The 13,631-nt window shown below is 72.9% G+C and carries 2 protein-coding genes; both read right to left on the bottom strand.

From position 1 onward, the window contains the following. Positions 1-64 precede the first annotated feature (64 nt). The gene (locus ABR737_RS35895; protein ID WP_350255276.1) at positions 65-5,773 is read right to left on the bottom strand and encodes a non-ribosomal peptide synthetase; all 5,709 of its coding nucleotides are present in this window, start codon (positions 5,771-5,773) and stop codon (positions 65-67) included. Next, positions 5,773-13,620, bottom strand: coding sequence for a non-ribosomal peptide synthetase (locus tag ABR737_RS35900; RefSeq protein WP_350255277.1), 7,848 nt, complete (start codon positions 13,618-13,620; stop codon positions 5,773-5,775). The genes ABR737_RS35895 and ABR737_RS35900 overlap by 1 nt, the downstream gene beginning before the upstream one ends. Between the last annotated feature and the right edge of the window lie 11 nt (positions 13,621-13,631).

The following is a 13,631-nucleotide window of genomic DNA, read 5'->3' on the forward strand; positions in this document are numbered from 1 at the left end:
CCCTCGCGCCGTTCGCCTGAGGGGGGCGGCCGTTGCGGCCGCCCCCCTTCCCTGCCGTGCGGGGTCAGGCGGTCGAGGAAGCAGCCGCGGCCGCCTCTCCGGTGCGCGCGGCGGCCCCCGGCGCCCGTCCGATCCGCGGCGCGACAATCCGCGCGATCTGCTCGGCGGGGCCCGGATCCATCATCTGGGAGTGCTCGCAGTCCACCTCGGCGATCTCCATCCGGCCTGCCAGGAACTCCTCCCACGCCTCGGGCACCACGGCCTCCAGGCGTTTGCGGGTGGCCAGCACCAGCAGCAGGTCGGCGCGCAGCACATCCGGCCGCCGTTCCGCCGCCAGGTAGGCGTTGTTGATGCTGACCTCCAGTGCGGCGGCCCGGTGCTCGCGGCCCAGGTAGCGCAGCTCGCTGCTGCCCTCCCCGTACCACTCGACGATCTGGGCGCGCATCCGGTCCGCGGTCGGCTCCTCGGGTGCACCCTCCGGAATGCCGTAGATCTTGCCGTAGCCCTCGTACATCTGGGTGAGGATTTCCTCGCGCGTTCCGGTCCCCTGGCTTCCGGGCTCGGGCGGTGAGGTGTCCAGCACCGCCAGCAGCCCGATCTGCTGTCCGTCCGCCTCCAGCGCGGTGGCCACGGCCTGCGCCATGATCCCTCCCAGCGACCAGCCCAGGAGGTGGTACGGGCCTTCGGGCTGTACCGCGCGGATCTGCCGGGCGTAGTCCGTGGCCAGCTCGTCCATGGAAGCGGGCAGCGGCTCCGTCCCGTCCAGGCCTCTGGCCTGCACCGCGTACACCGGGTGATCGGCGCTGAGCGCGCTCAGCAGCGTCGAGTAGCGCCAGCTGAGGCCGGCGATGGGATGGACGCAGAACAGCGGGGCCGCGCTGCCGGAGGTGCGCAGCGGAAGGATCACCTCGAAGGCGCTGCCGCCGTCCCCGTCGAGCTGTTCGCACAGCCGGGCCGGGGTGGGCGCGGCGAAGATGTCCCGCAGCTCCAGCGGGCGGCCCAGGGCCTGCCCGATGCGGTGTGTCAGCCGGGTGGCGAGCAGGGAGTGCCCCCCGAGCTCGAAGAAGCTGTCGTCCACGCCGACCCGCTCCACGCCGAGCACGTCGCCGAACAGCCGGCAGACCAGCTCCTCCTGGGGGGAGCGCGGCGGCCGGTACGTGCCTGCGGCGGGCTGCGCGGGCGCGGGCAGCGCCCGGTGGTCCAGCTTGGCGTTGGGGGTCAGCGGCCACTCGTCCACGACGACGAAGGCACCCGGCACCATATAGGCGGGCAGCCGCTCGGCGACCTCGGAGCGCAGCGCCCGCGCCGTCAACTCTCCGTATTCGCAGGCGGTTTCGACGTAGGCCACCAGGCGCTGGTCGCCGGGACGGTCCTCGCGGACCATCACCACGGCCCGCTCGACCCCGGCGCAGCCCGCGACCACGGCCTCCACCTCACCCAGCTCCACCCGGAATCCGCGCACCTTGACCTGGGTGTCGGCGCGGCCGCGGAACTGCAGCTGCCCGTCGGCGTTCCATGCCGCCAGGTCACCGGTGCGGTACATCCGGGTGCCCGGCGCGCCGTACGGGTCGGCGACGAAGCGCTCCGCGGTCATACCGGGACGGGCCAGGTAGCCGCGCGCCAGCCCGCCGCCGGAGAGGTACAACTCGCCCTCGACGCCCGGCGGTACCGGCCGCAGGGCCTGGTCCAGGACGTACATCCGGTTGCCGGCGATGGGCCGGCCGATGACCGACGCCGCGGCCGCGTCGGGGACCAGGCGCCGCGCGAAGCTCACGTCACAGGTGCCCTCGGTGGGGCCGTACGCGTTGATCAGCAGCCGGTCGCGGCCCCAGAACCCGGCCAGCTCGGGGGAGAGCGGTTCCGCGCCGGTGACCACGGTGCGCAGCTCGGGGAGCTCGGTCCGCGGTACCTGTGCCAGCGCCGAGGGGACGATGAGCAGGTGGGTGATGCGCCGCTCGGCGAGGAACGCGGCGAGCGGCGGTCCGGCCGGGGTGTCGGCGGGTACGACCAGGCACGCGCCGGACAGCAGGGCGAGGCAGAACTCCGCCACCGACACATCGAAGCTGGGCGAGGCGCACTGCAGCACCCGGCTCTCGGGACGCACGGCGTAGTGGGCCAGCTGATGGGCGGCCAGCGCACCGATCCCGGCATGGCTGACCATCACGCCCTTGGGGCGGCCGGTGGAGCCCGAGGTGAAGATGACATAGGCGGGGTGGGCGACCCGCAGCGGGGCCCGGCGGTCGGCGTCGCCCAGGTCCGTCCCCGGCAGCGCGGCCCGTTCGGCGGCGGTGGCCGCCTCGTCGGCCAGCAGCACGTCGAGGCCCCCGGGGTGCGGCAGCCGGCCCGCCAGCTCCGTGGTGGTCAGCAGCAGCGCGGGCGCGCTGTCCGCCAGCATCGCCGCCAGCCGCTCGGCCGGGTAGGCCGGGTCCAGCGGCAGATACCCCGCCCCGGCCTTCATGACGGCGAGCATGCCCTCCAGCATCTGCGCCGAGCGGGGCAGCGCCACCGCGACATAGCTCTCGGGGCCTGCGCCCCGGGCGACCAGCTGCCGGGCCAGGCGGTTGGCCCGCTCGTTGAGCTCGGCGTAGGTCACGGTGGCGGCCGCGGACTCCACGGCGGACTCCACCGCGGGCCGTTGCGGGGTGCGCCGCACCTGTGCCTCGAACAGCTCGGGGAAGGTGCCCACCGGGACCGGCCCGCCCGCGGCGGGCTCGTCGCTCTGCAGCAGCGCCCGCCGCTCGTCGGCGGAGAGGATCTCCAGCGCGGAGACCGCGGTGCCGGGGTCGGCGGTGGCGCTCTCCAGCAGCCGGCACAGGCGGTCGGCCAGCCGCTGCACGGTGTGCGGTGCGAACAGCTCGGCGGCGTACTCCACGAGACCGTCGATACCGGCCGGCGCGCCGTCCCCGGTGTGGTTCTCGCCCATGTTGAAGGCAAGGTCCACACGGGCGTTGCCGGTGGCCTCGCCCTCGAAGGAGACCCGCACCCCGGGCAGGTCCAGCGCGCCGCGCTCGTTGTTCTGGAAGACCAGGGTGACCTGGGTGAGCGGAGCGTGCGAGAGGGAGCGCCCGGGGTTGACGGCCTCCACGATCCGCTCGAAGGGCAGGTCCTGGTGGGCGTAGGCGCCCAGGTCCGTCTCCCGCACCCGGGCGAGCAGTTCGCGGAAGGCCGGGTCGCCGGACACATCCGTACGCAGCACCAGGGTGTTGACGAAGAACCCGATGAGGTCGTCCAGCGCCTCGTCGGTACGCCCCGCCAGCACCGCCCCGATCGGGATGTCGCTGCCCGCGCCCAGCCGTGCGAGCAGCGCCGCCAGCGCCGCCTGGACGACCATGAACACGGTGACGTCCGACTGCCTGGCCAGCTCGGTGATCCGGGTGTGCAGGGCGGCGTCCAGGGCGAAGCGCACGGTGGCACCGCGCCGGCCGGCCACCGCCGGGCGCGGATGGTCCAGAGGCAGCTGGAGAAGTTCCGGCACTCCGGCCAACTGCCGCTGCCAGTAATCGAGTTGGCGAGCGGCGACGCTGTCGGGGACCGACTCGGCGCCCAGCAGCTCCCGCTGCCACAGCGCGTAGTCCGCGTACTGCACCGGCAGCGGCTCCCACCGGGGGGTCCGGCCCGCTGTACGGGACCGGTAGGCGGCGGACAGGTCGCGGACCAGGGGGGCCAGCGACCAGCCGTCGCTGGCGATGTGGTGGGTGAGCAGATACAGCACATGCTCACGCTCGGACACCCGGAAGAGCGTGGCCCGCAAAGGAGCCTCGGTGGCCAGGTCGAAGGCGTGGCCCGCCGCCCCCGCCAGCGCGTCCGGCAGGTCCCCTTCGCCCGCCAGCTCGACGCACTCCAGCCGGATGTCTGCCTCTCGGGAACTCATGACGACCTGGCACGGCCGGCCCGCGAACTCGGCGAAGCGGGTGCGCAGCACCTCGTGCCGCTCCACCAGGTCCGCGAGCGCGGCGGCCAGCGCGGCCCGGTCCAGGTCGCCGGAGAGCCGCAGCGGCAGCGGGTTGTTGTACGTCACGCCGGGCCCGTTGAGCCGGAAGGCGAACCACAGGCCGCGCTGGGCGTAGGACATCGGCACCAGCTCGGGACGCTCCACGGCCACCAGCGGCGGCCGGGCCGTACCCGCCTGCGCCAGCTGCGCGGCCAGCCCGGCCACCGTCGGCGCCTCGAAGACCGCACGCACCGACAGCTCCACCCCGAAGGCGGCCCGGACCTGGCTCAGCAGCCGGATCGCGGTCAGCGACTGGCCGCCCAGCTCGAAGAAGCTCTCGTCCACCGAGGGGCAGGGCCGCCCCAGCACCTTCTCGAACAGTCCGCAGAGGATTTCCTCCACCGGCGTCTGCGGCGCCCTGGGACCCGGCGCGGCCGGGCCGTGGTCCCCGGCGTCCGCCCCGGTACCGTCCCCGGCGTCCGCCCCCGTACCGTCCCCGGCGGGTGCGGTGGCACGACGGAACGACGACGGCAGGGTGAACTCCACGTCCCCGGCGCTGCCGTCCGGAGCGGCCACGACCGCCTTCAGCACGTCGGTGAGCGCGGTGAGCACCACCTGTGCCTCGTCCTCGTCGATCAGGTCCGGCTGGTACTCCAGCTCGATCACCAGCCGCTGTCCGGCCAGCCCCGCGATGACCCGCAGCGGGTAGTGCGCGGCATCGTGGCCGCCGGCCACCTCGACCCCGACCCCCGCGTAGGACGGGCGGGCCGCTTCGTCGTCCGGGTAGTTCTCGAACACCATGAAGGTGTCGAAGAGGTCGCCGTGCCCGGCCATCCGCTGCAGCCGGCCCAGCCCCAGGTGGTGGTGGGGCAGCAGCGCCGCCTGCTCCCGGCGCAGCCGGTCGAGGTTCTTGAGCACCGACTCCGCCGGCTCCAGGCGCACCCGCACCGGAATGGTGTTGATGAACATCCCGATCATCGTCGCGATGCCGGGAATCTCCGGCGGGCGGCCGGAGACCAGCGTGCCGAACACCATGTCGTCCCGGCCGGTGAGCCGGGCCAGCACCATGGCCCAGGCGCCCTGCACGAGATGATTGGCCGTCAACCCGCGGTCGCGTACCAGCGCGTCCATGGCGGCGCCGAATTCGGCGGACAGCGAGGTCGTCACCCGCGCGGGCATGCCCGGCACCCGCGACGGATCGGCGGAGAACACCAGCGTCGGCCCCGCCAGCCCTTCCAGGGCACCGCGCCAGGCCCGCTCCGACTCCGCGTCGTCCTTCCCCGCCAGCCAGCTGAAGTAGCTCCGGTGCGCTACGGGCCGGGGCAGCGCCGAGTCGTCTCCCCCGCCCTCGTACAGCGTGAACAGCTCACGGATCAGCACGGGGGTGGACCAGCCGTCCAGCAGCATGTGGTGGCTGGTCATCACCAGCCGGTGCCGCCCGGCGCCCAGCCGCACCAGGGTGAAGCGCATCAGCGGCGGCCGGTCGAGCGGGAAGCGGCGCATCCGGTCGGCGGCCAGCAGCTCCGTCAGGCGCGCCTCGGCCTGTGCGACGTCGGCGGCCGACAGGTCGGCCTCCTCCCACGACAGCGGCACCTCGCGGTGGATGACCTGCATCGCCTGCCCGTTCTGCCGCTGCCGGAAGCCGGCGCGGAGGTTGGGGTGGCGGCGGATCAGCGCCGCGGCGGCGGTTTTGAGGACGTCCGGCCGCAGCGGGCCCTCCAGGTCGAGGACCATCTGGGTGTTGTAGAGGTCCACCGCGTCATCGTCGTAGAGGGAGTGGAAGAACATTCCCTCCTGGAGCGGGGTCAGCGGCAGCACGTCTTCGAGCGCGGGCCGGTTCATCAGAGCATCCTCAGTTCTGCTTCGAGTTCGTCGATCTCAGCCTGGGAAAGACCGAGGGAGAGATCGGAAGGGCTGTGGCCACCGGCACGGTCCCCCCGGGCGTGGGCGGTCAGGGCGTCCAGGGCGGCGAACCACAGCTCGGCCAGCTCGCGGACGTCCTCCTCCGGCAGGAGGTGGCCGGCCCAGGTCCAGGTGGCCCGCAGCCGCGGGCCGTCGGCCAGGTCTTGGGTGAGCGCGTTGAGTTCGACGGGATGCGCCAGCGGCATCCCGGCGTCCCACGGCGCGGGGGAGGGCAGTCCGCTGACCATCGTCCACGGCCGTCCCTCACCGGCTGCCGCGTCCGTCGCCTCGAACCGCCCGAGGTAGTTGAACCCCAGCTGCGGAGCGGGGAGCGTGGCGAGTACGGGGCCGAGGCGCGGATTGAGGTAGCGCAGCATGCCGTGGCCCACGCCGTTGCCGGGCAGCGCCCGCAGCCGCTCCTTGACCAGCTTGAGGGATTCGCCGACCGCCGGGCCGCCCGCCTGCACCTCGGTCCAGTCGGCGGCGGCCAGGGGCAGCCGCACCGGGTAGAGACTGGTGAACCAGCCCACCGTGCCCGACAGGTCGGCACCCGGCACGATGTCCTCGCGGCCGTGCCCCTCCAGGTCCACCAGCACCTCGTCCGCCGCCTCGCCGCGGCGCCGCCGCCATTCGCGCACCGCCAGCGCGAACCCGCTCAGCAGCACATCGCCCACGTTCGCGTGGAACGCCGCCGGAACGTCCGTCAGCAGCGGCCTGGCGCGCTCGGGCGGCAGGCTCAGCTCCAGCATCCGTACCGTCCCGGCGGTGTCCCGTCGTGGGTCCAACTGCCGCTCGCCCAAAGGCGCTTCGGCCGCCATCGCGCCGTCCGCGCCACCGGAGGCGGCCCGCGTCCACACGTCAAGACCCGCCTCCCACGCGGGCTCCTGCGCGGCCTCGGCGAGCCGCCGCGCCCACGCCCGGAAGGAGGTGGCCACCGGCGCGAACTCCGGGCCGCGCCCGGCGGCCACCGCCTCCCATGCCTCGCGCAGATCCGGCACCAGGATGCGCCAGGACACCCCGTCGACGGCCAGGTGGTGCGCCACGATCTGCAGCAGCCCCGGCGCCTGGGATCCGGCGTCATACCAGACCAGCTGGACCACCGAACCGTCCTGTGGGGACAGCCGCAGCCGCGCCTTCTCGCCCTCGTCGGCCATGGCGGCGTCCCGCGCCTCCGGCGGCAGCCCGGCGATGTCCACCCGGTGCAGCACCGCATCCGCGGCCACCGCTCCGCGCTCCGCCACGGCCGGCTCCCAGGAACCGTCCTCGGCAGTCGTCATACGCAGCCGCAGGATGTCGTGATGGTCCAGCCACCTCTGCACCGAGGTGGTCAGCCGCGCCAGGTCCGCACCGGCCGGAACACGCACCGTGGCCGACTGGTTGAAGCCCGCCACCGGGCCGTCCAGCTCACGGAGCCAGTGCATGATCGGCGTCATCGGGAAGGCGCCCACGCCGTCGTCCGCCGTGGCCCACGAGCCGGTGATCTCGGTGGCCACAGCGGCCAGTTCGGCGACCGTACGGTGCTGGAATACCTGCTGCACCGTCAGCGTCAGCCCCTCCTCCCGGGCCTGGGACACCACCCGCATCGAGCTGATGCTGTCGCCGCCCAGCTCGAAGAAGTTGTCGTCGATGGTGACGCTGTCGAGACCGAGGACGCCGGCGTAGATACCGGTCAGGATCTCTTCCCGGGGGGTGCGCGGGGCGCGTCCGGTGGTGGCGGAGCCGGTGAAGGCGGGAGCGGGCAGGGCCTTACGGTCGATCTTGCCGTTGGGGGTCAGGGGCCAGCGGTCGAGGACGACGATGGCGGCCGGGACCATGTAGTCCGGCAGGGTCGCGGCGAGGTGGGCGCGGAGGGCGGCGGGGTCGGGGGCCGGGGCGTCAGCGGTGACATAGCCGATCAGCCGCGGTCCGGCCGGGCCGTCTTGCCGCACCATCAGCAGGGCGTCGGTGACCCCGGTGGCCTGGGTGAGGGCGGTTTCGATTTCGCCGGGTTCGATGCGGAAGCCGCGGATTTTGATTTGGTTGTCGGTGCGGCCGAGGTATTCGAGGGTGTGGTGGGTGGTCCAGCGGGCGAGGTCGCCGGTGCGGTAGAGGCGGGTGCCGGGTGGGCCGTAGGGGTTGGCGATGAAGCGTTGGGCGGTGAGGTCGGGGCGGTTGTGGTAGCCGCGGGCGAGGGCGGGGCCGGTGGTGTAGAGCTCGCCGGGGACGCCGGGGGGTGTGGGGCGGAGTGCGGGGTCGAGGAGGTAGAGGTGGGTGTTGGTGATGGGGGTGCCGAGGGGTGGGGTGATGGTGCCGGTGAGGGGTGGGCTCATGGTGGTGCAGATGGTGGTTTCGGTGGGTCCGTAGGCGTTGATCATGTGTCGGCCGGTGGACCAGCGGCCGGTTTGTTCGGGTGGGCAGGCTTCTCCGGCGACGATGAGGGTCATGTCGGTGGGGAGGCTGTGGTCGGGGAGTGTGGTGAGGATGGCTGGGGGGAGGGTGGCGTGGGTGATGTGTTGTTGGTGGAGGAGGGTGGTGAGTTCGTCTCCGGTGAGGCGGGTGGGGGGTGCCATGACGAGGGTGGCGCCGTGGGTGAGGGCCATGATGATTTCCCAGGTGGCGGCGTCGAAGCTGAGGGAGGCGAACTGGAGGGTGCGGGAAGTGGGTTGTATGTGGAGGTGTTGGGTTTGTGCGGTGGCGAGTGAGGCGATGCCGGTGTGGGTGACGAGGACGCCTTTGGGGCGGCCGGTGGAGCCGGAGGTGTAGATGAGGTAGGCGGGGTGGTGCAGGTTGAGGGGGGCGTGTCGTTCGTCGTTGCTGAGCGGCCCGTCGGGCCGCTCCGTCAGCCGGGCGGTGGTGTTGGCGTCGTCGAGTACGACCTGTGGGCAGGGCACTTCGGGCAGGTGGTCGGCCGTCGCTGACGCCGTCAGCACACAGACCGGGTTGGCGTCCCGCAGCATGTAGGTGATGCGGTCGGTGGGGTAGTCGGGGTCGATGGGGAGGTAGGCTCCGCCGGCTTTGTGGATGGCGAGGGCGGCGGTGACCATGTCGGCGGAGCGGGGCATGGCGAGGGCGACGAGGCGTTCGGGTCCGACTCCGTGGGTGATCAGGAGGCGGGCGAGCTGGTTGGCGCGGCGGTCGAGTTCGCCGTAGGTGAGGACGGTGTCCTCGTAGACCACGGCCTCGGCGTGCGGGGTGCGGGCGGCGTGGGCCTCGAACAGTTCCGGCATCGTCAGCGCCGGAACCGACCGCCCCGTGGCATTACGGTCGTGGACCAGCTCCTGGTACTCCGTCGCCGTCAGGATCTCGGCGGCCCCCACGGCCTTGTCGGGCTCGGCCACGAGCGTCCGCAGGAGGCGTACGAACCTCTGGGCGACGGCCTCTGCGCTCGCGGGCTCGAAGAGGTCCGTGGCGTAGGTGAGCGTTCCGGTGAGACCGGCCGGTTCACCGGCTGCCGTGTGCTGCTCGCTCAGGCCGAAGACCAGCTCGGACTTGGCGGCATCCTGGCCTACGGGGTGGGATTCCACCCGCAGCCCCGGCAGGGCCGGCGCATCCGCTGCGCTCTCCTCAAGGTTGAGGGAGACCTGGAAGAACGGGGTGTGGGAGAGCGCACGGGCCACCCCCGCCGCCTCGACGACCCGCTCGAACGGGATGTCCTGGTGGGCGTAGGCGGTCAGGTCGGATTCGCGGACCCGGGCCAGGAGTTGGCGGAAGGTGGGGTCGCCGGAGACGTCGGTGCGCAGGACGAGGGTGTTGATGAAGAATCCGACGAGGTCGTCCAGGGCTTCGTCGGTACGGCCGGCCACTGCGGTGCCGATCGGGATGTCGGTGCCCGCGCCCAGGCGGGAGAGCAGGGCCGCGAGGCCGGCCTGCAGCACCATGAACACCGTGACATCGCCTGCGCGCGCCAACTCCACGAGCTGTGCGTGGAGTTCTGCGTCCAGCGTGAAGCGCTCCGTGGCGCCGCGGTGGCTGGCGACGGCCGGACGGGGCCGGTCCAGCGGTAGTTCCAGCAGCTCCGGGGCGCCGCTGAGTTCCTTGCGCCAGAAGTCGAGCTGTTGGGAGAGGACGCTGTCGGGGTCGTTCTCGTCGCCCAGCATGTCGCGTTGCCACAGGGCGTAGTCGGCGTACTGCACCGGCAGCGGTTCCCAGGCGGGGGCGTGGCCGTTGACGCGGGCGGTGTAGGCCTGGGACAGGTCGCGGGAGAGCGGGCCCATGGACCAGCCGTCGCCGGCGATGTGGTGCAGGAGGAGGAGCAGGACGTGCCGGTCCTCGGAGACCTTGAAGAGGGTGAGTTTGAGGGGGACGCCGGCGGTCAGGTCGAAGCCGTACGCGGCGGCGTCCGCCAACGCCGTCTCCAGCAGATCCGGAGCGTCCAGCTCGGTGAACTCCACCACGGGACGGGCCTGTTCACCGCTGAGCACCATCTGACACGGCTCGCCGGACTCCTCGGCGAAGCGGGTGCGCAGCGCCTCGTGCCGCTCCACCACATCGGCCAGCGCCGCTTCCAGCGCCGCACGGTCCAGAGCGCCGGTCAGGTGCAGGGCGACCGGGATGTTGTAGGTCGGGCTGGGGCCCTCCACCTGGAAGGCGAACCACAGCCGCCGCTGTGCGAAGGACATCGGCAGTGCGCCGGGGCGTGCCCTCGGCACCAGTGCCGCCCGCGTCGAACCCGCCTCGCCCAGCCGGGCGGCCAGCCTCGCGACGGTCGGTGCCTCGAACACCGCCCGGATCGACAGCTCCACGTCCAAAGCGGTGCGGATACGGCTGATCAGCCGGGTGGCCAGCAGTGAATGCCCGCCCCGTTCGAAGAAGTTGTCATCGGCGGTGACCGAGTCCACGCCCAGGATCTCGGCGAAGACACCGGCCAGGATCTCCTCCCGGGGGGTGCGCGGAGCGCGTCCGGCGGCACCCGCGCCCGCGAAGCCCGGGGCGGGCAGCGCCGTGCGGTCGATCTTGCCGTTGGGGGTCATCGGCCAGCGGTCGAGGACGACGAACGCGGCCGGGATCATGTGGTCGGGCAGCGTGGCGGCCAGATGGGCACGCAGCGCGGCGGGCTCGGGGGCCGCGCCGTCGATGGTGGTGACATAGCCGGCCAACTGCTGCCCGGCCGGGCCGTCGTGGCGCGACATCACCAGGGCGTCGGCGACGCCCGCCGCCTCGGAGAGCACCGCCTCGATCTCGCCGAGCTCGATACGGAAGCCGCGGATCTTGACCTGGTTGTCGGTGCGGCCGAGGTATTCGAGGGCGCCGTGGGTGGTCCAGCGGACGAGGTCGCCGGTGCGGTAGAGCCGGGAGCCGGGCGGGCCGAACGGGTCGGCGACAAAGCGTTCGGCGGTGAGCGCCGGACGGCGCAGGTAGCCACGGGCCAGACCGGGGCCGGCGGTGTACAGCTCACCGGCCACTCCGGGTGGCACCGGGCGCAGCGCGCAGTCCAGGACGTACACCCGCCCGTTGACCACCGGTCCGCCGATCGGCGGGATGCCCTCGCCGGTCAGCGGCTCGCTCATGGCGGCGACCACCGTGGCCTCGGTGGGGCCGTAGGAGTTGATCATTCGGTGCCGCTCGGACCAGCGGGCGGCCAGCTCGGTGCCGACCTTGTCGGCGCCGGTGGCCAGGGTCCGCAGGTGCGGCAGCTCGATCTCGGGAAGGGTGGCCAGCGCCGCGGGCAGCATCAGGGTGTGGCTGATCCGCTCGTCGGCCAGGACCCGGGCCAGCTCCTCGCCGACCAGCTGCCTGCCGTCCGGTACCACCAGGGTGGCGCCGTTCGTGAGCGCCATGACGGTCTCCAGCACCGAGGCGTCGAAGCTGGGCGAGGCCAGCTGGAGCACCCGGCTGTCCCGGTCCAGCAGATAGCGCTCCGTCACGCTCACCGACAGATCGCCCAGGCCGCGGTGGGTGACCACGACGCCCTTGGGGCGGCCGGTGGAGCCGGAGGTGTAGATGACATAGGCCGGGTGGTGGACCTCCAGCGGGGCGGTGCGCTCGGCGTCCGTCAGCGTGACATCGGACAGCTCCGCCAGCCGGGCGGTGGTGCCGTCGTCGTCCAGGACGACCTGCGGGCAGGGCACCTCGGGCAGGTGGCCGGCCGTCGCCGACTCCGTCAGCACGCACGTTGGCGCGGCGTCCGCCAGCATGTAGGCGATCCGGTCCACCGGATAGGCGGGGTCGACCGGGAGATAGGCGCCGCCCGCCTTCTGTACCGCCAGCGCGGCCACGACCAGTTCGGCGGACTTCGGCAGGGCCAGCGCCACGATGTGCTCGGGGCCGACGCCGCCCGCGATCAGCAGCCGGGCCAGCCGGTTGGCGCGCCCCTCCAGCTCCCGATAGGTGAGCGTACGGCCCTGGTGCGCCAGCGCCGGGGCGTCCGGCGCGGCCTGCGCCTGTGCCTCGACGAGCTGGGGCATCGTACGGGCCGGGCCGTTTCTGGCGGTGTCGTTCCAGCCGGTGAGCAGCAGCTCCCGCTCCCGGGCGGTGAGGATCTCCGCCCGGCTGACGGGGGCGTCCGCGTCGGCGACGACGGCGGCCAGCAGCCGCACCAGCCGGCCGGCCAGCGCCTGCGCGGTCTCCGGCTCGAACAGGTCGGTGGCGTACTGCACTTCGCCGCCGATGCCCGCCGGGGCGCCCTGGGGCGTGTGCCGCTCGCGCAGCGTGAAGGTCAGATCGACCTTGGCCACCCCGGTGTCCAGGTCGCTGACGGAAACCTCCAGCCCCGGCATGGTGCACCCGCCCTCGTCGGCGCTCTGCAGCGACAGCAGCGTCTGGAAGAGGGGGGCGTGGGACAGCGACCGGGCCGGGTTGACCGCCTCGACGACCCGTTCGAAGGGAATGTCCTGGTGGGCGTAGGCGGTCAGGTCGGTCTCCCGCACCCGGGCCACGAGTTGGCGGAAGCTGGGGTCACCGGAGACGTCGGTGCGCAGGACGAGGGTGTTGACGAAGAATCCGACGAGGTCGTCCAGGGCTTCGTCGGTACGGCCGGCCACGGCGGTGCCGATCGGGATGTCGGTGCCTGCGCCCAGGCGGGAGAGCAGCGCCGCGAGACCGGCCTGCAGCACCATGAACACCGTGCCATCGCACTCGCGCGCCAGCTCCACGACGCGGGTGTGCAGCTCGGCGTCCAGCTCGAAGCGGGCGCTGCCGCCGCGGTGGCCGGCGACGGCCGGGCGGGGCCGGTCCAGCGGCAGTTCCACCAGCTCCGGCGAGTCCGCCAACTCCTTCATCCAGAACGACAGTTGCTCGGCGGCCAGGCTGCCGGGGTCGTTCTCGTCGCCCAGTACGTCGCGTTGCCACAGGGCGTAGTCGGCGTACTGCACCGGCAGCGGTTCCCAGGCGGGGGCGTGGCCGTTGACGCGGGCGGTGTAGGCCTGGGACAGGTCGCGGGAGAGTGGCCCCATGGACCAGCCGTCGCCGGCGATGTGGTGCAGGAGGAGGAGCAGGACGTGCCGGTCCTCGGAGACCTTGAAGAGGGTGAGCTTGAGGGGGACGCCGGCGGTCAGGTCGAAGCCGTACGCGGCGGCGTCCGCCAACGCCGTCTCCAGTTGCCCTGGTCCGTCCAGCTCGACGAACTCCATTACCGGCCGGGCCTGTTCGCCGCTGAGCACCACCTGGCACAGCTCGCCCGATTCCTCCTCGGCGAAGCGGGTGCGCAGTACCTCGTGCCGCTCCACCACATCGGCCAGCGCCGCCTCCAGCGCCGCACGGTCCAGGGCGCCGGTCAGGTGCAGGGCGACCGGGATGTTGTAGGTCGGGCTGGGGCCCTCCACCTGGAAAGCGAACCACAACCGCCGCTGCGCGAACGACACCGGGTACATGGCGGAACTCC

It is taken from the genome of Streptomyces sp. Edi2, assembly GCF_040253635.1.
GTDB lineage: Bacteria > Actinomycetota > Actinomycetes > Streptomycetales > Streptomycetaceae > Streptomyces.